Annotated in this window: 21 protein-coding genes and 3 pseudogenes; 22 read left to right on the plus strand and 2 right to left on the minus strand. The window is 63.7% G+C overall.

The annotated features are described in order from the left end of the window. Window positions 1-1393: 1393 nt before the first annotated feature. The gene (locus FHW79_RS33370) at window positions 1394-1822 is read right to left on the minus strand and encodes a transposase (protein ID WP_282184032.1); all 429 of its coding nucleotides are present in this window, start codon (window positions 1820-1822) and stop codon (window positions 1394-1396) included. 53 nt (window positions 1823-1875) lie between these two features. Between FHW79_RS33370 and FHW79_RS26280 the strand changes: the two genes are divergently transcribed. The 9 genes and pseudogenes from FHW79_RS26280 to FHW79_RS26320 all read left to right on the plus strand — a co-directional run. Then, complete coding sequence (locus tag FHW79_RS26280; RefSeq protein ID WP_282184033.1) at window positions 1876-2190, plus strand: transposase; 315 nt, start codon at window positions 1876-1878, stop codon at window positions 2188-2190. 621 nt (window positions 2191-2811) lie between these two features. Beyond that, window positions 2812-3043, plus strand: a pseudogene (locus FHW79_RS26285) (transposase domain-containing protein); the annotation flags it as partial. A gap of 998 nt (window positions 3044-4041) precedes the next feature. Beyond that, the gene (locus FHW79_RS26290) at window positions 4042-4581 is read left to right on the plus strand and encodes a transglycosylase SLT domain-containing protein (protein ID WP_183181639.1); all 540 of its coding nucleotides are present in this window, start codon (window positions 4042-4044) and stop codon (window positions 4579-4581) included. A 3-nt stretch (window positions 4582-4584) separates the two neighbouring features. Then, window positions 4585-4872, plus strand: coding sequence for a flagellar transcriptional regulator FlhD (locus FHW79_RS26295; protein WP_183181640.1), 288 nt, complete (start codon window positions 4585-4587; stop codon window positions 4870-4872). Between the two features lie 11 nt (window positions 4873-4883). Further along, on the plus strand, window positions 4884-5531 hold the full coding sequence (locus FHW79_RS26300) for a FlhC family transcriptional regulator (protein ID WP_183181641.1): 648 nt from the start codon (window positions 4884-4886) through the stop codon (window positions 5529-5531). A gap of 157 nt (window positions 5532-5688) precedes the next feature. Then, entirely contained in the window at window positions 5689-6096 is a 408-nt protein-coding gene (locus FHW79_RS26305) for a transposase (RefSeq protein ID WP_348984279.1), read from the plus strand. Beyond that, window positions 6093-6257: an IS66 family insertion sequence element accessory protein TnpB gene (tnpB, locus tag FHW79_RS26310; protein ID WP_348984280.1), complete on the plus strand. Its 165-nt coding sequence runs from the start codon at window positions 6093-6095 to the stop codon at window positions 6255-6257. The genes FHW79_RS26305 and tnpB overlap by 4 nt, the downstream gene beginning before the upstream one ends. A gap of 111 nt (window positions 6258-6368) precedes the next feature. Further along, window positions 6369-6705, plus strand: a pseudogene (locus FHW79_RS26315) (IS21 family transposase); the annotation flags it as partial. A 10-nt stretch (window positions 6706-6715) separates the two neighbouring features. Continuing rightward, window positions 6716-7156 (plus strand): annotated as a pseudogene (locus FHW79_RS26320) (ATP-binding protein); the annotation flags it as partial. 719 nt (window positions 7157-7875) lie between these two features. On the opposite strand, the gene FHW79_RS26325 reads toward FHW79_RS26320, so the two are convergent. Further along, window positions 7876-8871 carry a ParM/StbA family protein gene (locus FHW79_RS26325; RefSeq protein ID WP_183181643.1) on the minus strand — a complete coding sequence of 332 codons (996 nt, stop codon included), beginning with the start codon at window positions 8869-8871 and terminating at the stop codon, window positions 7876-7878. Window positions 8872-9685: 814 nt separating this feature from the next. Here FHW79_RS26325 and mobI point away from each other — a divergent pair. The 13 genes from mobI to FHW79_RS26390 all read left to right on the plus strand — a co-directional run bounded on the left by mobI (window position 9686) and on the right by FHW79_RS26390 (window position 20668). Beyond that, window positions 9686-10195: a conjugative transfer protein MobI(A/C) gene (mobI, locus tag FHW79_RS26330; protein ID WP_183181644.1), complete on the plus strand. Its 510-nt coding sequence runs from the start codon at window positions 9686-9688 to the stop codon at window positions 10193-10195. A gap of 101 nt (window positions 10196-10296) precedes the next feature. Further along, on the plus strand, window positions 10297-10593 hold the full coding sequence (locus FHW79_RS26335; protein WP_183181645.1) for a hypothetical protein: 297 nt from the start codon (window positions 10297-10299) through the stop codon (window positions 10591-10593). A 39-nt stretch (window positions 10594-10632) separates the two neighbouring features. Further along, window positions 10633-11103 (plus strand): hypothetical protein, encoded by a 471-nt coding sequence (locus FHW79_RS26340; RefSeq protein WP_183181646.1) that lies wholly within the window; start codon window positions 10633-10635, stop codon window positions 11101-11103. Between the two features lie 119 nt (window positions 11104-11222). After that, a complete protein-coding gene (locus FHW79_RS26345) occupies window positions 11223-11474 on the plus strand; it encodes a hypothetical protein (protein ID WP_183181647.1) in 252 nt (83 codons plus the stop codon). Between the two features lie 265 nt (window positions 11475-11739). Beyond that, window positions 11740-12306, plus strand: coding sequence for a hypothetical protein (locus tag FHW79_RS26350; RefSeq protein ID WP_183181648.1), 567 nt, complete (start codon window positions 11740-11742; stop codon window positions 12304-12306). Window positions 12307-12379: 73 nt separating this feature from the next. Then, window positions 12380-13372, plus strand: a complete 993-nt coding sequence (locus tag FHW79_RS26355) for a hypothetical protein (protein ID WP_183181649.1) — start codon at window positions 12380-12382, stop codon at window positions 13370-13372. A gap of 866 nt (window positions 13373-14238) precedes the next feature. Continuing rightward, a complete protein-coding gene (locus tag FHW79_RS26360; RefSeq protein WP_183181650.1) occupies window positions 14239-14964 on the plus strand; it encodes a hypothetical protein in 726 nt (241 codons plus the stop codon). A gap of 86 nt (window positions 14965-15050) precedes the next feature. Continuing rightward, on the plus strand, window positions 15051-15857 hold the full coding sequence (locus FHW79_RS26365) for a hypothetical protein (protein WP_183181651.1): 807 nt from the start codon (window positions 15051-15053) through the stop codon (window positions 15855-15857). A gap of 98 nt (window positions 15858-15955) precedes the next feature. After that, the gene (locus tag FHW79_RS26370; RefSeq protein ID WP_183181652.1) at window positions 15956-16327 is read left to right on the plus strand and encodes a hypothetical protein; all 372 of its coding nucleotides are present in this window, start codon (window positions 15956-15958) and stop codon (window positions 16325-16327) included. Between the two features lie 438 nt (window positions 16328-16765). Then, window positions 16766-17050 (plus strand): ribbon-helix-helix domain-containing protein, encoded by a 285-nt coding sequence (locus FHW79_RS26375; RefSeq protein WP_183181653.1) that lies wholly within the window; start codon window positions 16766-16768, stop codon window positions 17048-17050. A gap of 239 nt (window positions 17051-17289) precedes the next feature. Then, the gene (locus FHW79_RS26380; protein ID WP_183181654.1) at window positions 17290-17967 is read left to right on the plus strand and encodes a VWA domain-containing protein; all 678 of its coding nucleotides are present in this window, start codon (window positions 17290-17292) and stop codon (window positions 17965-17967) included. Window positions 17968-17972: 5 nt separating this feature from the next. Further along, a complete protein-coding gene (locus FHW79_RS26385) occupies window positions 17973-18767 on the plus strand; it encodes a PP2C family serine/threonine-protein phosphatase (RefSeq protein ID WP_183181655.1) in 795 nt (264 codons plus the stop codon). Continuing rightward, on the plus strand, window positions 18767-20668 hold the full coding sequence (locus FHW79_RS26390) for a hypothetical protein (protein ID WP_183181656.1): 1902 nt from the start codon (window positions 18767-18769) through the stop codon (window positions 20666-20668). Before FHW79_RS26385 ends, FHW79_RS26390 begins: the two co-directional genes overlap by 1 nt. Window positions 20669-20812 lie beyond the last annotated feature (144 nt).

The following is a 20812-nucleotide window of genomic DNA, read 5'->3' on the forward strand; positions in this document are numbered from 1 at the left end:
GGCTGCGGCCGCAGCGCCAGTTGAGCCGGTTCGCGGCGCACCTGCGCCTGTGGCATCGCGCCCGATCGACAACCTGACGCAGGGGAACGGCGCCTTCGTTCCGGCGGCGGCTTCCGTCACGGCTGGTCATCCGGCACAAGGCGGTGCTGCGGCCGCAGCGCCAGTTGAGCCGGTTCGCGGCGCACCTGCGCCTGTGGCATCGCGCCCGATCGACAACCTGACGCAGGGGAACGGCGCCTTTGTCCCGGAGGCGGCTTCCGTCACGGCCGGTCATCCAGCGCAAGGCGATGCTGGAGCCGCGCCGCTGCGCGAGCCGATCAGCTTGACGGTCACGCCTGCGGCATCTCTCCCAGCTGACATCCTGACACAGGGGGGTGGCGCCGATGTTCCGCCAGCGGCTCCCCTCACAGCCGGCAATCCGGCACAAAGCGATGCGGGAACCGCGCCGCTGGGTGAGCCTGTCAGCTTTACGGCTACGCCTGCGGCGTCCCTGTCGGTTGACATCCTGACACAGGGCCGCGGCGCCGATGTTCCGCCGGTAGGCCCACTCACGTGCGGTAATCAGGCGCAGGGTGGCGGCGCAACGGTTCCGACGCTTGATCCTTTCATGTTTGACAGCCAGACGCAGAGTGGCGGCGGAGCGAAAGATCTTTCTGAGTCGTCTCGGGCAGTTCCAAGTGCGCGGACGCCGGCCAGCCTCATTCAAGGTCCGCGACGCTGACCAAAATGCTATTCATGCCCGGCGTCGCGTTGCGACTGCCGGGCGCTTCTTGAAAAACTATGACGAGGCGGAAAAAGTAATGGTAACTCTGGTCATTCGCAGACGCTGCACAGCAGAGAGCGTCGCTTTTGGACGCGGGGAGGGGTTGCGTTCTCGACTTCTTGATGTAGGGTTGTCTTAGGCCGACATGATCGGCCCCTCGCTGTAGTACTCGGACGATAACTATGATGGATTTTTTAAGCAATATCAGACCCCTAGAGGTGCTCGTGCTGGGCCACTTCGCGGTAGCCATTGTTATGAGTGTAGCCTCCTGGTTCCGGCGCGGACGTAAGGCTCGTTCCCATAGCAAGGCTGAGTTTGCGAGCCAGATGCCGGTGGGCATAGACCACGCCTCTCCGTTGCCGACGGAGAATTTTGGCTATCAAGCCACGGGTGGTCGTCTGAGCCGTAGCCTTCTGGATTGAGCTACGGCCTGAGACCAACCTGCCCAAAGCCTAGCGCAAGGGCTGTTTGACGCAGGCGCACCGGACCTCTGCTCTGGCCGGCGCGCCAGAATCGCCCTTGTCAGGCGCGCTTGCCATGTCGGTCAGCAGCGACACGCCACTTCGGTTGGTCTGTGCTGTCAGTGCCGGTTGAATACTGGTTCTCCCGCACTTTGCATGAAGGCAGCGTTCACGCTGCATCGAGTGTACGGCTGCGCAGGAGCTCGAAGCCGGCTCGGCCGTACATAGTGCGCTTGACGGTCTTCAGTCGGTTGATCCTCCCTTCGATCGGGCCGGCCGACCAGGGCGTCTCCAGCGCCGCCCGCACGGCCGCCAAGTCCTTCTGGAGCCCTGAGGCGAAGCCCTCCAGCCATGTCCTGGCGGTGGCCGCCATCCAATCATCAAGAGTGCCCGTCCCCTGCTTGCGCACCAGCGCGGCGAAGCGGCGCGCGAGATCACGCATGGCCAGCAGTGTGTCCACGAACACCCAGTCAGCCTCCGCTAGCTCCGTCCGGTCGGCCTGCAGAAGGCGCGCCACGCCCCAGATGGACGTACGGCTCCGGTGAGAGCCGCCCTGGCGAGGTAGGGATCGGCGTCTGAGATTTGTGTGGCGCGTCATCGCGCGGACGCAAACGAGTTGTAAAAGTCACGGCTTCTCAGCGGGTCGAGGTTTTGACGGGGACGGAGCGGCGGCAGAGTTACACGCCGGCGGAGAAGGAGCAGATGATCGAGGAGGCTTTCCGCCCCGGCGTGTTGGTGACGGAGGTGGTGCGACGGCTGGGCGTGCACGAAAGCCTGCTGTATCGCTGGCTGGGGCTGATGAAGGCCACGGGAATCGCCGGAGCCGAACCGTCCAGCTTCGTCGCGGTGACCATCACGCCGGAGCCGACTGAAACCGAAACGCCGGTCGCGGAGCCCCCTGGACCATTGCCTCCTCCGGTCCGGAGGCGTCCGGCGCTGGCTCGTGGCCTACGCACGCACCGATGATCGGCGGCCGGCGAAACCCGGGCTGCCAATCTCGCGCCACAGCGCGGTGGCGTTTCGCTGACCGTCGCCCCAGCGGTGCTCCAGGTGCCGGGGCAGCCGTCGCGCAGCCACGCCCGCACCGTCTTGCGATTCAGGGCGCAGTTCCGGGCGATCGCGATGAACGTAGCGCCAGCGTCCGCCAGCCGTCCGACCTCCGCGTAGTGGGCGTAACAGGGAGCATGCGTGGCCGCCTTCCTCACATCCCGTGCCGACGGCTTCGCAGGCGTTAAGGCGAACGTCGGCCCGATCGCAAACAATCACCTCCACCCCAGGATGCGAGCAGCGATGCGGCGAAATTGGAGACGTTCCGATCCGGTAGCAGTTCCACCACGATGCCACGCTTGAGGTCGACCAGGGTGGTCCCGTAGCGATAGCCCTTGCGCCACGCCCACTCGTCCACCCTCAGTGCCGGGCGACGATGCGCTGCTCCACGGTAGCGAGCCGCAGGAGGGTGTCGGCAGAGACCGGCATGGCGAGTCGCTGAACGATCCGCTCGCCGGCTTCGCCGCCCTGGGCGAGAGCAATGTGGCGCCGGTCAGGGAATGGGCGTCCGGACTGCGCCGCAGCCGACAGACGACGCTTAACAATGCAGCCGAACGCGGCCTGCGCGGGATCGCACTTGGGAAAGGCGTGGCTGCTCTGTGGCTCTGATCGTGGCGGCCCGCGGTCCGCCATCTTATGCGGCCTGATCACCACGACAAAGCTCAACGACATCGATCCCCAGGCATGGCTCGCCGACCTGTTTGCCCGTGTCGCCGACATGCCGCAGAACCACCTGCCCGAGTTGCTGCCCTGGAACTGGAAGGCAGCCTGACCGCAGTACTCACCGGGTGCTTACGCCGGGCAATCCGACAACGCGGCTTTTCCGGTCAGTCTCACCTCGTGCGCGATCGGGTTCAGGTCTCGCACGAGAACACGCCGGCGGCCCACTCGGCAGCGAAATCGACATGGAGGGGCCCTTCAGAGTGATTGGCTCCCCGTAGTCCGCTCGCCGTGTGCCGCCCGGTTCCGCTGCATCGGATTTTCTGAAGGGCCAGTATGCAAGCGACGCTCACACGAGGACCACAATCCTCATGGGCAGTGATGACGGTCAGCACATGTCCAAGCAGCCAGGGTATTCGTTGTGAGAGAAGTGACGGCTAGTGACACGGCAGAGCAACATTGCCGCGACCAACCCAAGATTCGTCGGCTAGGGGAGGGCGAATCCACAAGGTCACAGCACCGCCAGTGCAACGCGCCGCATCCAGAAGATGGAAATCGAGCCCCATCGTCGATGGGAGAAGATGGGCTGTTTAATGATCACTAGGACAGAAATCGCCTCTCCTGCGGGACATTGACCACGTCCAGATGACGCCATTGTTGGCGGCCCCGAGCCTGAGCGATCTGAGTGCGTTAACGCGGAATTAAGCAAAAGCCGCCCCAAGAACACGCAATCGGACATACTGGAGTGTGCATAAGGAAGCATGCGTCAAGAGATGAATGCCCGGCTGCAGTCACGATGCGATCATATGTCGCTATGATTTTCCACCTTGTCGGCCGACGCACGAGAATTCGCCTTCTCTCATGAGCGGCGTCTTGGGCTTCTTGTTCAATGTCGTACTCGGACGCTGGAGAAAACTTAGAAGTTGAAATTAATACTTGCGTAGTGCCGAAAGATGCCTGATAACGCAATCGTTCGAGGTATCGAGCGAATCCAAAAGGCGTAGCGAAACAATGTTGCTGGTTGAGCATCATGACACGACGCCCAGCGAACCGGTTTCCCGGAGTGGAAGTCGGCGCCTGAAGATGGCCGTCGCTGGGATCGCTACCGTTATGATGGTTGCGATCAGTTCACCGGCTGCTGCTTTCAGCCTTTCCGGCACCGCCTGGGAGAAGGCTGCGGCAGCCGAGGGGATTGATCCCTACCTGCTGTTTTCAGTTGCGCTGGTCGAAAGCGCCAAACACGAAAATCGCTTCGTCCGTCCTTGGCCGTGGGCGCTCACGAGCCCGAAGGGTAACTTTTATGGTGGCGACCGTCGTGAGGCGGAGCGCCATCTTCGTCGCATGGATGCGTCCGAGCTTCAGCGCACCGCAATTGGCCTGATGCAGATATATGTAGGCGCGCATGGAAAGCGCGTTTCCGATCCTGCGGAGCTTCTTGACCCGGCTTTGAATTTGCGGATGGGGGCAAGGATCCTGCGCGAGAGTATTGCGTCCAAGCCAGGGGACCTTGCCTTTGGCATCGGACGCTACAACGCGTGGCAAAATGAACCAGCGGCCCGGATGTACGGGCAGCGCGTGCTCGCCGTCTACCAGCGACTTAAGCAACTGACCGGAAGCGGTCTTTCCATTTCCTCGCTCTGGATCGATTGAACCATGTCCGACAAGCACGCTAACGACTTTCGTGATCTGAACAGGCACATGCTGCTGCTGCTTCAGAGAGTTTCTCAAGATGACTTGGGTGAAGCGACAGCCCGCTTCGGCGTTACGCGTGCTGAGGCCGAATACATCCGAGATTTGAGCATCCGCGAGCTACAGGAACTTGCCTCGAAGTCCCTGTTCCTCTTCCAGCCGCGAGCCATCCTGTCTGACGTGCTTCAACAAGGCGAAGCACCGGCCAAGTCCATTGCGCTGCTGCGCTCCATTTCCATCAACCAAGCCTGAGGGCTACGATCATGAGCCGTCTGTCCCAACACGCTCAGATAAGCCTGGCGATCGATCTGATCTTGTTTGGCGTTCGCACCTCGATCGTCCAACTTCATACAGGCATCTCGGCGCCAATTCTTCGCGCACTTTATCGCGAGATCTACAACGGCGAAGCGCCGGTGTCAGGGCAGATGGCCGAATCCGACGGAGTGGTATGCACTCGTCAGGACGTGATTGAGGCCAGCCTGTTCTTAAATCTATACGTCCACATCGGGACCGCCCGGGTGTATCGAACGATCAACATCGAGGCTCTGATCCGCTCCTATAAACTGTTCCTGGAACTCCGCGCAGAGGCCGGCTTCGTTTGCCCCCCAAAGATTGGCCCCACAGAGGCATGGATCCTCGTCCGTGATCTCCGCATTCGCGACGTTGTATCCTTGCGCTCTTGCCCGTGCGGCTGCACCTACTCGGTGGTTCTCAAGCAGCGCTTGCTACCCCGTTGTCCAGCATGCGGCGCTGATAATGAGCCAACCATCAACTCCTCAGAAAGCCTGTCCCGGATCGGGCGCTCCAGCAGCACGGTTTCTCCTTCTCTCATCAGCTTCGCCGAGGAAGATGATATGCCTCTGAAGCCTCAAAGAACCAGATCGGCCAGCGGAGCCGCAAACCCATCATGATACTTGCCGAGTTCTGAACAGGCCGTGTGGGCCTGTTCGTAAGCGTCGTCTGTGGGCTGCCTTGCGGGAGGAGTGGGCCGCGTGCTGAAAGCTGGGCGTCGGCGGCATCGGATGGTGCGGCCGGCTCGGCATCGTGGCAAGCAGCGCGGTTTGCACCGTGGCGGTTCAGCGTATCGAGGTCAGCGCCGGCGGGTGGCGGACTTATTCGCCCGAGGAGAGGATCCGCTTGGTGGGCGAAGCCCAAGGCGGGCGCTCCACCGTCGCCGCGGTGGTGGGCCGCCACGGCGTATGCACCAGCCTGATCTATCGCTGGCGCCGGCAGCTCAAGAGTGGGGAACTGTCCGCCGAGGCGCCGGGCTCCGTGCCGGTTCATGTCCTGGAGGCGACACCCGCCGGCTTGCCATCTCCTGTGATGACACCGTCGGCGCCGGATCCGGCGCCCTCAGCCGAGCGCCGTTCCGCCCTGGTCGAAGTGGTGCTTTCCATCGGTTGCGTACTGCGGGTCGCTGAGGACATCGCCCCCGCCACGCTGCGCCGGCTGGTCGGCGCGTTGGATGCCCCATGATCTCGGTTCCCGCCGGCGTGCGGGTCTATTTGGCGATGGGCGCCACCGACATGCGCAAGGGCATGGACGGGTTGGCCATGCTCGCCCAGCAGGTTCTCCAGCAGGACCCCTTCGCCGGCCATTTGTTCGTCGTCCGCGGCCGGCATGGTCTCTCCGCCTAGGTCAGCGCCTGCCCGAGCTGTGGGCTGACCCAGCCGTCAACCGTGAGCACCGGAAGGCGCTGCTGCGTTGCCTGATTGAGATACTGGTGCTGAGGCGGACCGGCCGGGACCAAGCCCGCCAACCACCGGACCGTCGCCCGCTTCACCCCCCGACGCCATCCAGGCCGACTTGGCCGCCATCGGCCCGGCCGCCGCGTTGCTGTTCGCGCGCATTCTGGCCGGCGCCGATTATCCCGAACAGGCGGTGCGGGCCGGGATCGGCCTGATCCGCCTGGCGGCCACCCATGGCACCGACCGGCTGGGGCAAGCCTGCCAAGCGGCCCTGGAGGCCAAAGTCGGATCCTACCGCTACGTCCAGCGCTGGTTGGCGGCGCCCCCCGTCACGTCGGCGGACCCGGCCGGTGCCGGCGAGCACGCCAATCTGCGCGGCCCTTCCTACTATCACTGACGAAGATACGATGATGAAGCACGTCAACCACGAGCGGTTGCGCCAGTTGCGTCTGTACGGCATGGCCAAGGGGCTGGAGGCGTTGGAGCCCCTGCCAGACCGCGGCCAATTGGCCTTCGACGAGAGTTGGGCACCTTGATCGAACGCGAGGCGGCGGAGCGGGGCCAACACCGCGCTCGCCAGCCGGCTGAAACGCGCCCGGCTGCGTCAGACTGTCTGTCTGGAGGATCTCGACCTGCACACCCCGCGAGGACTCGATCGCGGTATTGTGCGCGAGATGGCCACCGGGCGTGGGGTGAAGGAGAACCGGCCGGTTCTGATCACCGGCCCGACCGGGATCGGCAAGACCTGGCTGGCCTGTGCACTCGGCAACCAGGCGGCGCGGGAAGGCCACAGCGTACTCTACACCCGGCTGACCCGCCTGCTGGACGATCTGGCCACCGCCCGCCTCACTTATGAGACTGCTTCGGAAACCAACTCGCGATTAGGGCGAAGACCGCGGCGGCAGTACCCCAACCCACTGCGCTAACCAACGTGCCAGTTAGCAAGTGGTGGAAGGCGTCCGGATCATCGAAGGGCGTCGGGACCGGCGCGGTACTCAGGAGATATGCGGCTTTGCAAAGCATCGCGGTGCAAATGGCAACACCGATGTGGAGTGCACACCGGATCGCCGAGGACATCCTTCGCATGCACGGGGGGCGCACAACGGAGGTCATGTTCGAGGTCCCTCATTTCTGCGTCTGAGGCGGATGCAAGCCATTCGGAAACTCGAGCGACTGGGGCATGCGTCCATTGTTTCGTGGATGCTCACTCCGAGGATGGTCCCACCCGTCGCCGGACTGGGACCTAACCAGGGGGAGGGGAGCGGATCATCTCAGCCGCGACACAGCCATTCGCGCGGGGCTGCTTTTCCAAATCAATCATTTTCCAAGCTCGCCAGAGCCTTGCTCTTCAAACGCCGCAGGTTCCGATCTGGTGCCGGGTCCGGTGTAGTGTGCTGGATCGGGATGGCCGGAACTCCAGCGCCCGCCAAGCCCGCGTTAATCTCACGACGTCGATATAGGCCTTGCATGGCCAGACTGCGGAGATACTCGGCGCGTTCTCTGGGAGGCACACGCTCAAGCTCCTCACCAAGCTCGGCGCAAGCGCGAGTGATGATCATGACGACTCTCATGACACTGCCGCGCTCCAGAAGCCTCGGGCGTTCGCTAAAACTGGCGCTTCGGGCAGCACGGGCCGGCTCTTGGGGAAGACGTCGCGGGCCGCCTCTTCATAGGCCTTCGCACCGCCGCCGACGATCAGCACGATGTCCACGGCTCGGTCATTGGCTCGGAGTTGCTGCTTCATTTCTTTCAGGGCTTCAACCGCTACGCGCTGTCCCGCCTTCTCCAAGTACGGCGCGAGCTCGACCGGAGTACCAAACACCGGAATCGTTGGCTTTCCCTGGCGCACTGCCTGTTCCAGCCGGTCCATGCCAGCGCTGCCACCATGGTCCTCCTGGATAAGGCCATTCATGGTTTCAATCAGGACCGACATTGCGCGCTTGGAAGTGCCGCTGCTCGCCTTGCGGATCTCGCCTTCTTCGATGGCGATCCAGTCCACGGAAAAGAAGCCGGGATCGATCACCATGATCCTCGACTCTTCGAGCGCCGCGGCGTCCTCGTAGGTGTTCAACAGGTCCAAATAGGCGCCGAAGGGCTGAGGGACGACCAGCGTTCTTTTGACCGTGATGGTCCGGCCGGCGGTGACCTGGTGCTCGCCCGTCAGACGATCCGAAAGGCGCGCTCTGAGGTCTTTGTCGAGGAACTGACTGACGGGAAGGCCAGTGATGAGCTGATCCACCGTGTCGTGCTCGCCCAGGAGAAGAGCCGCGTGGAACAGTGCGCGATAGGCATCGGAGGCCGGATAATCAGCGTGCAACTCGCGCACTGAGGTCTCGAGCCGGGCTTGGTCCACGCCGGCGACCCACTTTTCGCCGTTGACGTTGACGACCAGCGCGTCGGTGTCTCCGTCCGCTTTGCCCATCCGCAAAGGCAGATCGGACAGGCGCCCCGCACCGGCGGGCAGCACCTGCGTGACGGCCGGCTTGGGGAGACCGCTGTCCGGCACCTCTCCGTAAGCCAGCTTTAGATTGGAATAGCCAATATCAAGACCGATGGCGAACATGATGACGCAATCCTGCTGGTTGCTCTGGCAGTCCACTGTGTGAACCGGGAGAGACACGTTACCAATCTCGACCGGGGCACCGCGCCACCGAAAGGCGATGATTTTCGTCGTCTTTCGCATGTATCAGGCAGCCAATGTCACTGGCGGGCGACTGGCGGTGCACACAGCATCGGAGGCTGCTGCCTGCCGTCATGGGTATCAGGCATCCAATGTCACTGGCGGACGACTGGCGGTGCACACTCAGCATCGGAGGCTGCTGCCTGCCGTCATGGGCTTCCGTAGCGGCTGCTCGGCAGGCCCGCTCACTCTCCGGCGGGGCCACAAGCGAGGCAAGAGGACCTGGTTCCATCAACTTCACCATGGCCCCGACGGGGGTGGTCAGGGCAGTCATTACATGCCCCAACCCCCCTTTACAGGGCCATGAATCGCATCGATAGAAGCATTACCATCCATCAACTTCACCATGGCCCTGACGGGGGTGGTCGGGGCAGTCTTTATATGCCCCGACCACCCTTTATGTGTCCCACCCCCCATTACAGGGCCAGGAATCGCTTCGATAGAAGCACTACCATGGCCCTGACGGGAGGGGTCGGGGCCATCTTTATATGCCCCGACCCCCCTTTACAGGACCGTGACCATACTGGTAGAAGCATCATCGTGGCCCTGACGGGGGGGGTCGGGGCCATCTTTATATGCCCCGACCCCGCTAAGAAGATCCTTCAAGTCGCGGCGGAAAGCCTGGATTTCTTCTATGGCACAGGGGGGGTGGTCGGGGCATATGGTTAGATATATGCCCTGACGGGGGGGGGTAAAAATGGAGCTTCACGAAGAGATGGACGCACTGAGAGAGCGTTCCGGAGCATCGTTTCGTGACCTGTTGAGTGCGGTGATCGCATCGGAAGCAAAGCGGGTGGAAGCAGAAGCCCAAGCCCTGGCGGAAGAGTTCTACAAGGAGAGTGCCGACGTCCGGGCGACCATGCCGCCATCGCAGCACGCTCGCTACAGCGTGCGCGTGGAGCGGCGGGCGGCGGGAGTTTCGATCCGATGGATACTGATCCGATTTTTCGGGCCAAAGACGGATCGCAAGCGATTCGACAAAACGGTGCCTCGAGGCGGGGGCGCGACGTATCCAATGACCTCCTTCACCGAAGCACAAAGCTGGGAGAGGGCAGTCATTTCGTCGCTCGAGAAATGGTTTGGGCCGCTGCGCTCCCGGAGCAAGATGCTTGCGCAGATATCCGTGCTGGGGGCCAATTATCAGCAGACCGAGGAGAAAGCCCGGCGGGATCGGGAAGAATTTGACGCCTCTCTCCCGGATTTCTGAACACCGCCAGGGGGCACTTGCGTTCCCGGAAAAATCCGTAAGCTGGAGATAGGAGGCCGCCGCGCCTCCTGGATGGGCACTGCACGCCACAGGGGGAACGCATGTTGGACGCAGAGTTGGAGTTGTACGGCGACCTGTTCGTGGCGTGTCGCTTCCACGAGGCGGGGCTGACGTTCGAGCAGTTCCTGCGCCACCCCATGAAAGCGATTGCTTCGTTGGAGAATAGCCCCGCAGTGCAGCGGTGGGCTCGGATGCGGGCGGTGTCCGCGACCAAGCTGGCCAAGAGTGCCTGCGGCGGTCCGCCTCCGGCACTAGCCAACGAGGCTCGTCGTCAAGCGGGCATCGCAGAGCACGAACGGTTCGATGCTGAGGTGCGCCGCTTCCTCGCAGCGGGCTAGCGCCCCCTTGGATAGGTCCCCCTGGATAGGAGAGCCGCGATGGTACGCTTGGAGGTTGGTAAGGTACGGGACCGGGTGCGGGAGCGTGAGGACGCGGACCGCCTGCTGTGGCTCCGTCGCGAGAACATGCCCGCTGAGTTGGCCCGTGGCCGCTTGGTCCTATCGGAGGAGGAGGTCCGCACCAACCTCCCCGTGCCGCTGCTCGGGCGGCCCGATCAGGTGTTCATGTCGGACGCGGGTCTTCTGGTGCCGGTAGACACGAAGACCCGGCGGCTGCCACGGGTGTTCCTGTCGGACATTGTGCAGCTGTCGGTCTACGGGACGATCCTGAACTTCACGACAGACCCACGGGTCGCGGGCCAGGATGTGGCCGCCTATGGCTACATCCGGATGCCGACGCTCTATGGTGTGGTCTGGGCGCGTGTGGCATTGTTGAAGCCATCGGCGGTGGTCGAGCTTTGGGCGGACCACTGGCGGCGCAACGAGGCCCCAACGGCTCAAGCAGCTTGACGCCGTGAGCGGGTCCAACAACCTCCCTCCGTTCCGGTTCTGGGGCGCTGGGTGCGGAGGAGCGTGTGCTGGGCCTATTTGACAACTTTCCCCGTCTCCGCCGTTTAGCCCAGACAACGATGTTGGTGATCGGCGTGATCGGCGTGTGCGGTTTCGGGCTGCGGATTGCGCAGCAGGCGGGCATCGTCACGATCAATCTCGACACCGATCAGAAAACCGCCGACTGCGTTCTTCTGGAGCAGGCCTTCGAAGCGGCACGGGTGGACGCTCTCGAGTTCATTATGGCTGGCTGCCCGTCGGCGCGCTTGCGCGAGGTGCTGGTGCGTCGCGTTCAGGCTGGCCAACAGACGGTGCAGCACAGACTGCCCTGACCGAGCGCTTTGGCGCTGCTTTTGTCCGTTCGACTGTGACGGTGAGCGCTCCCGCGGATAAGTCCTTGTTCGTTATCGACAGCCTGTGCTTTATGTCCTTGGCTGCTTCGGCATCGAAGGATATGCAAAGGATTACCGCGTTGTAACGTATTCCCTCTCCCTGTTTCCGGGCGTTGGGTGTAGTGTTTTGCCAAGCCCGCTGTTTTCGCGAAGCTCTAACGGTTCAGCAACCAGCGGCGGCGCATGGGCGCACGAAGGCAACCCATTGACTAAAGACGACGAGATGCTCAAGGAGTTCCGGAAAGCGACCAGCTCTGATGCCTCTAAGGGCGTCAGAGAGATACTCGACTTGGTGAAGATGGACTGGCCTGGGGCGGCGAAGGCGATGGACCGATTGGGTAAGTTCCTGGGCGGTACCGTGACGGTCCCCGGCACCGAGGGCGAGAAGCCCTTGGCCTTCGCCGCTTACGAAAAGGCACTGACTGCCTATCAGGAAGCGCTGGGACAAGACGATCCGGTTCGGCTGGCGGCCCTCGTCGAAACCTTGCTCGCCGAGGCGGCCGAGGGGCTGACGAAGGTTGAAGTCGTCGATGCGATGGGCCGGGTGTGGAATCCGACTGAAGGCAAGTCGGTGTCCGAGTGGAACAAGGACGGAAGCAAGGTCGAGGTGCGAGAGGGCACTCAGCCGATGTCGAAGGAGGACCTCTACGACATCCTGATGACCGTGACGACCGATGGCACGACCCGGCAGACCATCGCCGAAGCCAAGACCTGCTATCCCGACGAAACGGTGCCGGCCCCCTTTCCAAAGGCGCCGACCTCCCTGCACTGAGCCCGGCGCACCAACCATCCTTCCGCGGCCGGAGCCTTCAGGCTTCCGGCCTTCTTTATGCCTGGAGTTCGGCATGAGCCACCGTGCGTCCTGCGGCTTTGTCTACCTGCTCGCGGAGGCTGGTGACGTCCTCCCGGCAGCCGTGAAGATTGGCAAGGCGTGGTGGCAGCGCGGCGAGAGGAGGGCCTTGGCCAGCGGACGCACCAACGCTGCTCTGGCACCACTGGCGCGCCGGCACTCATGCCTCCAGTCGTGCAATCCGCGCCGTCTGGTGCTGCTTGGCGCCTGGACGTCCAGTGACGAGCTGGTGGACCATCTGGCAGCAACAGCCGCGGCATCGTTGGTGAGAACCGTCGAGCGGCTTCAGAAGAGGCCCAATGGCAAGGCTGCGGACCGTGAAGCCCTTCGGCGCGAGGCGGCGAACACACTCTGGGAGGCGGATATCCACGCCATTCTGACGCCCCACCGGGAGACGGCCCTGGACGCCGGGGAGTGCATCGGCGGGAGCGAGTGGTTTCCCGGTCCCGGCTCACCCTCGTGTCCGGTATCCCTGTTCGACATCGAGGCGGCCATCTCGCGGTTGCCGGGGGTTGCGCGGCTGCCTGGGGTGGAAGGGACGCTGGCGGAGAAGGGCGGCTACGAGACCGAGCCCGGTCTGTCATCGTGGAAGACCGGTGGCTCCTTCGATCTCTTCCTCCTCCTGGATGGGCCATTCTGCAAGATGGTTGGCACCGCGTATGATTACCGGGCCGACGCAGTGGCTGGCTGGTACAACACCGGCAATCCGCGTCGGGTGACCGCGAGGCGTTTCCGCCTGCCCGGCGCGGATCGTTCCGCTGCCTACGCCCGAGCGGCGGCGCTGATCGAGGATCTGCGTACCCACTTCTGTGACGCCGGGCTCGCCTATACGGACAAGCCGTTTTCAGGCAGTGGTCGTCGGACATGGACGCCATGGCTGGAGCGTGACGCCGACATTATGGCGGCGCGGCTGACCGATACCGGGTTCGTCGAGATGATGGAGGCTCCCGCGCATCGCAGAGCGCGGACTTCGCGCTGGGGCGGATGAGCACTCCAGCCGGACGCGGTGCATCCGGCCTTCCTCGACCGCCAGTCCCTGGCGCGGTATGGAGCGCGATCCCCTTATGCGATTGGCTCCTCTGGCGACCGTCCTACAGCGGCTTGGCCGCCGATCTCCTGTCCGATCCGGCACGCCCCAAGAGCGGGCGGTCTCACCGGGTGTTCCACGATCGTCTCGTCTCGTCTCGTCGCGGCCCGTGCTCCGCTGGACGCAATCCTCATGCTTCGCCACGCTTGGACGGAGCACGTCGCCTCCAGGCCGGTGACGGTCGAGGATCTGGCGCGCGTCGCCCTCGGCTGCGTTGGGCTGCAGGTGGTCATGAGCTGGGGATCTCGCTTCTTCTGCGCCACGAGCCAGTTGGTGGATTCGCTGGTGGCTTGCTCACGCGGTCGCGGTGGGAGACGGTCAGGAGGTGGGCGGGGAGCCGCACCTCCGCGCTGGGACAGCCAGCCGCCTTGACGCCCCGCGTCCGCCTTGAACGCTGCGGGCAGCTCAATTAGAGTTGGCTCACTTCTGATGCCCCGCGCGTCATAGTGGACCGTCTGCGTGATGCGGCGGTTCTTCGAGCGGCAAGGTTCGCCTGGTCGCTCGCTCCGGCGTTCAGCCGGCAGGATGAGCTTTGGTCCTGGCCCATGTGGGTGAAGCAGCCTTGGCCTTCGGGCCTCGTCGTGGTGTTGGGCTTTGCCCTACCACACCATGCCGTAGGGTTCAGCCCTGCGGCCACGTCCAGCCCGGCGGACTTTAGCCGAGCGCGACACCCTCATCTTGCTCAGATCAACCCCGCTGGGGAAGGCCTCCTTCCCCTCAGGGGAGGTGTGTCTTCTGCCAGCCTATTTGCGATAGGAGTTCACACCATGGCTGACGCCAAGACCTACACCGCCGAGTGCAGCAGCTCGAACGAGCATGCCGCCATTCCTGCGGTGGTCGCTTTCAGCATCGACGAGGCCAAGGCGCGCGAGATCATCAATCTGGCCGGCTTGGTCAAGGAGCACGATCTGCTCCGGGTGAAGAAGTTTGATTACGCCGCCGACTGGCTCAAGACTGATCCTGCGGAGTCTGACGAGGACGCCAAGGACAGCGATGAAACCAGTGACGACGATGACGACGGGCCTCGCACCGAGTGCGATTGCCTCAATGTGTCGGAAGACGGTTTCTGGTTCAGCTGCATCCTGAAGCACACGGACACGGAAGTCTGTGGCGCCCAGCTGTCGATCCGGGAGCTGGCCGAGCACTTCGGCCTGGAGTTCTCGCCGCAATCTCAGCCCAACCGGATTGAGGCGCTGTGGCAGAACCACACGATGGTGGCCGACTTCGTCAACAGCTACTGCTGTGGCGCGGCCCCGGCTGGCATCGTACTGGCCGCCGACAAGGCGCTGATCATCGCCACGGAGGATCGCCGGGTGTTCTACCGGGTGTCCGAGGTGAACGGTGACGTGTGCGCCACGAAGACCCATGACCTGATCAACCTCGCCGATCCGGAAGCGGAGAGCGAATTGGTCGGGACTTACAGTGGGGAAGATGCGGCCGTTCAGGCGTTCTCGGCGATCTGCCGGGCGCAAGGCTGGACCGCGGTCCTCTAACTAATAACCACCCCTTGGGGAGCACGTCTCCCCATCAGGGGGCGTGTCTCCGCCAAGGGCATCATGCTCAATGTCGGAGACGAACAATGACCTACATTTCCAGAAGCCACGGTGTTTTGATCCCCGGAACGGGATTTGTCGCCGGTGGCGGGTTCAGCGGCATTACCCGCGATCTCGACGAGCTGGTCGAGGAGGCGGCGGCGCTGCTGCAAGATGCCTACGGCGCCGTGACCATTCGCTTCAACAGCGACCGCCGTTCCGGCGGGGCCTGGCTGGTCACCAGCACTGGTGGCGGCATTGGCTCGGATGCGGACATCGGCATCAGCGTGTCGCTGTTCAGCGTCACGCGCCTTACCCAGACCTTCATCAAGCTCTGGGGCGAGGCGGAGGGCCGCAGTAAGGTCCGCCAGCACATCATCGACAACCTCGGTGGTGATCCTGACGGGCCGGACGAGTTCACGGCCATCTACGCGCACATCGGCAACAGCGCTCTGCGCTCGCTGTCGGACGCGAACAACAGAACGGACGATCCGTGGCGGTGCTACCTGCACAAGCGCATGGGGTTGATCCGCGAGGCGCTGGACTTCGTTTGGGAGCACGCCCTGCACCCGCGCGAGTTCCCGCAGGCCTCGTTCAGCGAGCCCATGACCATCGGCAAGCACGAATGGCGCCTGCGGTTCGAACCCGGCGGCACCATCGCATACGAATGGCGCCGCCTCGGCAATGCCGATTGGCAGGGTCAGCGGCAGTGGCCGTCGTACGACCTGAACAACGGTTTGACGTTGGGGCTGCCTGCCAGCCTGAAGAAGCTGTGGGAGCGCGAGCGTGAGCGCGTCGCTGCCCACAAGAACCGCACCCCGCTGACCAGCGGGCAGGTGCCGCTGCTGGCGTAACCGTCGGCGATCACTCTCATCCCTGGCGGGGAGCACACCTCCCTAGCAGGGGAGCGTGGCGTCCTCGTCCAGACGAACAACTGGAAAAGGAATGACCGATGTCCAAGCGGCCGACCACCATCACGCTGACCTGGCGCGATGAGAACTACGGCTCCATCCACAGAGCCTCGGCGTTTCGCGTCGCGGCGGAACCGGTTCTCACCGGCGCCGCCCGAAAGAAGCTCGTGCAGATGTTTCAGCAGCACTTCTTCTCGTTCCACACCCGCCGCAACGCCTGGATCGCGGAAGGCTGCCCGGACAATGCTCCAGGTGACCTTTCCGGTGCGCTGGCTGCGGCCGGATACACGGTGGCCCACGCTGGATGCGTCCCACCCCCAGACCTTCGTCATGAACATGGCCATCCACACCTCCCTGCCTGGCTTGATTTTGCCCAGCTTGCCGCAGCCTCGGCAGGGATGACCAGCAGCTGAAGATGCGCCGTCGGGAGATCAGGCAGGCGGCTCAACACCAAAGGAGAACGATTGAAGAACAAGCGCTCATCGGTTTATATTCCCAGCCTTGCGAAACGGGCGTCGGAGACAGACGGTGGGGAGCAAAAGGCTGGACTGTCTCGGCAATTATGCCCGTCATTCATGGCCGGTGATCGTGGCCTGCCGGCGCTGCCACCATCATGCGGATCTGGATGCGGCGAAGCTGCTTATGCGCCATGGCTGGGGAGCACGTCCGGAAGATCTCCGGTTTCGGTGTGCATCCTGTGGCGCTGGCGGTCGCGATATCGCCGTCGGGCGAGAGGCTCTGCACCTCGCCTTGGACAGGAAGATTCCACCCTGAATCGGCTGTGAACCGGTTCACATGGTGGGGATTTCATATCGGGGTATTTTCCGGCAGCTCATCACCGGAGAACATCAATGCCAGCACCCACCGTGTTCATCGTGAACGGCCGGCGCACATCGTTGAGCCTTGAAGCGCCATTCCTCGATGCCCTGCGCGACATCGCCTGTCGGCAGGAACTCTCCGATGAAGCTCTGGTGTCGGCCATCGAAACGGCGAACCTGAAAGCTGGTAAGCCATTCAACCTGTGCAGCGCGGTACGGGTTTTTGTTACCTGCTACTACCGCGACGCGATGATGAATGCTGAACGCCGGCGGCGCCCGCCCCAGCTCCGCCTGGTCCACTCAGCACGCTTTGGCTAACCCGCTTCCAGCTTTGACGCTGGGGGAGAATGTCGAAGTGCGATGCCGCTCCACGGCACCATCACCGTTGCGCCCTGAACACCCAGCCACACCCCTCCACTCGCGAGCCAGTCATACCCGCGAAAGACGATGATTTTCATCGTCTTTCGGAGGCGCGTCCAAAAAGCCGACCACGCTATGGTCTCCCCGAAGCGCGCCGCACCTTGCATCCCAGGCGGTCCGCACTCTGGAGAAATGGCATGACCGGCATTCCCGGACTTGAGGCTCAGCTCGAGGAAAACACGTCTCAGCGCACCCCCTGCGTCCTTGTTCTGGATGCATCCAGCTCCATGGACGGAAAGCGGATTCAGTCGCTGAACGAAGGGCTTCAGGCGTTCGAGGAGGCTCTGAAGGCAGACCCGGTGGCGCGTAACCGGGTTGCCGTCAGCGTCATCTGCATCGGACGCGACAACCTCGCCCAGGTGATGACGCCGTGGACCGACGCCATGCACTTCCAAGCTCCGACCATCTACGCAAACGGCTCGACCCCGCTGGGGGCCGGCGCCCGCTTGGCCCTTTCCGAACTGGAGAGCTACAAGTCCAGCCTCCGGAACATGGGCATTCCGTACACCCGGCCATGGGTGCTGATCGTGTCCGACGGTGAGCCGACCGACGCGGATTGGGAAGACGCCGCGGCAGAGATGCGGCAAGCCGCCGTGGATAAGAAAGCCATCGTGTTCCCCCTCGCCGTCGAGGGTGCCAGCACAGGAACACTCGCGGCCTTCAACGCCCCGGACAAGGGCGTTTTGCGGCTGCACGGCCTCGCCTTCCGCGAACTGTTCGTCTGGCTGTCGGCGAGCGTCAGCAGCGCAAGCCAAGCCGCTGCAGGCACCAGGATGCAGATCGAAGCGCCCCGCATGATCTCCATCGAGACCTGACCACGATGGCCAGCCCCACACCGGCCCATCGGGTCACCGGGACGGAGAGGCCACCTTGGCGCGTCGTTGGCGCCTCGGTGGTCGGGCCGTCCCATGTCCATTCCGGACTCCCGAACCAGGACGCCTATGCGTTCGAGATCGTGGACGGATCGCTGGCCGTCGTGGTCTGCGACGGAGCCGGCAGCGCCGCAGCAGCCGAGGTGGGGGCGGGGCTCATGGCTCACGCCCTGCTGGACAACTTGCGGAGCATGTCCAAGCCGGCCGGCGGGGCGCCGGCGATGCGGGCGGCTAAAGCCGTTCGTGACGCGCGGCGACGCCTGGAGATCGAAGCAGCCTGTGCTGGGCGGCCCCTCGCCGATTATCACACCACCGTCGTCGCGGTCATCCTCAACCCTGAGGGCGAGGGCTTTGCGCTCCACATCGGCGATGGCGCTCTCGCCGCCAGCACGGGCCTCGCCGTCGACGGCGCCGCGGAGTGGAGGGGTGCGTCCGTTTCGGGACCAGAAAACGGGGAGTTCGCCAACGAGACGTTTTTCGTCACCCAAGACGTCTGGGCCGATCATCTGCGTGTGACGGCGCTGAGCGGCGTCACCAGCATCCTACTCATGACCGATGGTGCGGCCGGCTTCGCCCTTCATGCGGACGGGAGCCTGAAGGCGGGCTTCTGCGAAGTGGTGGATCGTCACCTGCGCGAGGTCACTCCCACCGACGGGGCTCAAGCGCTGGCGGTTTCTCTGTCCTCGGAAAAGGCAACCCTGAATCCAGACGATAAGACGCTGGTTTGGGCGCGGAGGTCCTGATGCAGCTGTTTCTCCATGACGGCTCTGGATCTCCCCAGCAGCCCGTCACGGTGCAGACCGGCCAGATCGGGGCGGGCGGCGCTGGGAGCGTCCGTCGTGTCGTCGGCGACGATCGCCATGTCGTCAAGCTCTATCACAAGCCGAACGACGAGATTGCGGGCAAAGTCGCCGCGATGCTAGACGCGGCGCCAAAGCAGGCCGTCGTACAGCACAACGGCGCCGATGTAGTGGAGCTGGCCTGGCCCAACGCCCTTGTGAGAGACAGTGCAGGGCGGTTCGTTGGCTACCGTATGCGCCGTGTGGACTTGGCCAGCGCCACCACGCTCGAAGAGCTTCTCACCCGTGCGGCGCGCAACCAAGCCGGCCACCGCGATGACCTTGGCTTCCGGCTTTTCGTTGCCCGTAACCTCGCTTCCGTCGCCGCCGAGATCCATGCCGCCGGCCACGCCATCATCGACCTGAAGCCGCCCAACGTCCTGGTCTATCGCGACAGCGGGTTCATCGGCTTGATCGATTGCGACGGATTTTCCATCCGCAGCCGCACCGACACCTATCCCGCCGAGATGTTCACCATCGAATATCTCGCACCGGAGGGACATTCATCCACACCCGGGCGGCTCGGTGTCGAGCAGGATGCATTCGCGTTCGCCGTGATCGCGTTCCAGCTCCTGAACGAAGGCATCCACCCGTTCCAGGGCAGACCGGGACCCGCGGCGCGTGAGAGCGACCCGACCGACATCGCCGGGGCCATTGTCGCCGGAATCTACCCGTACCGGAACGATCATCCCGAAACCCGGAAGGTGCCCACCGTCCAGAGCATACACCGGGGGTTTCCGCCAGCGCTTCAAGCCGCCTTCGACAGAGCCTTCATCAAGCGGTCGACGGACCGACCGAGCATGGCCGAATGGAGCGACTTGCTCGACGCGCTCACCAGTCAGGTGAAGACCTGCTCCGTCAATCCGGAACATCAATACCTTGGCGACAACTGCGCCTACTGCGCGCGGGAGCGGGAACGCACGGCCGAGAAGTCACGGCAACGCGCCGCTCCGCCCCCACCGGTCAGCAAGCCATCCAAACCGCCGCGCCCCCAGCCCGCAGTCCAACCAGCATCCGTCTTCGCAGCGCCGACCGGCGGCGCGGCCCGGACACGTCCGGGCACGAACCCCAGGCCATTCGTCGTGGTGAGCAACCAGACGCCACCCGCCACGGGGTCCATCAGCGCATTGATTGTGCTGGGTGGCGCGGGCATGTTCGTTCTTTTCGGGCTTGGATTTTATTATGCTTCTACTGATCGCTCCTCACCCTCCAACGACACGCATGTTCCGCGCTCCCGGCAGGTCATGACGGCGTTTGGAGGAGCGACGGTCCATTCGCCCGACAGCGGCGAGGTGCTGAGCACGCTATCCGGGGGAAAGCTCGTCCCTATCGCCGATGGCCGGTTCTGCGGCCTTCCGGCTGACAAGCCGGTGGGCATCCGGCTTCCTGATGGACGCGTGGGCGTCGTCTCGCTGGACTCGTTGTCCACCCGGGACGCCCGGCGACTGACCAGCTATTGCCTCAACTCTCCGACCGACGCGCGGCGCTCCCCGAAGAATATGCAATCGGCCGACATGGTTGAGAACGAAGCTGCCCCTGCAAAGCCCGCCCAGGAACGACGGCGTGGCATGCAGGTTCTGGTCGAGGCCGGAGTGGCCCCGGTCTTTGATGCGAACCGCCAGACCGTGATAGCGCGCCTGCCAGGGAACACCTTGGTGGACTTGGCCGATGAGAAGGCTTGCGGATACAGATGGAGCTCGTCCGTCTCGGTCGCCAAGGTACGGCTGGCCGACGGGCGAGAGGGCTTCCTGTCTTATGACTCGATGTCGTCCCGCGACCGATCCCGCCTGTCCACTTGCACCTGACAACGCGGCGGGGCGGAAGCAGGGCAGGCGACCACCTTTTATGCCCCACAAGGCATCGGTGCTGCATGCCGTGATCTCGCAGATTCGGTCCAGTGAGACCAGATAGGCCCAGGCAAACCGCCGCGGCGCGACGCGACCACAGGC

It is taken from the genome of Azospirillum sp. OGB3 (assembly GCF_014192915.1).
Classification (GTDB): Bacteria; Pseudomonadota; Alphaproteobacteria; order Azospirillales; family Azospirillaceae; genus Azospirillum.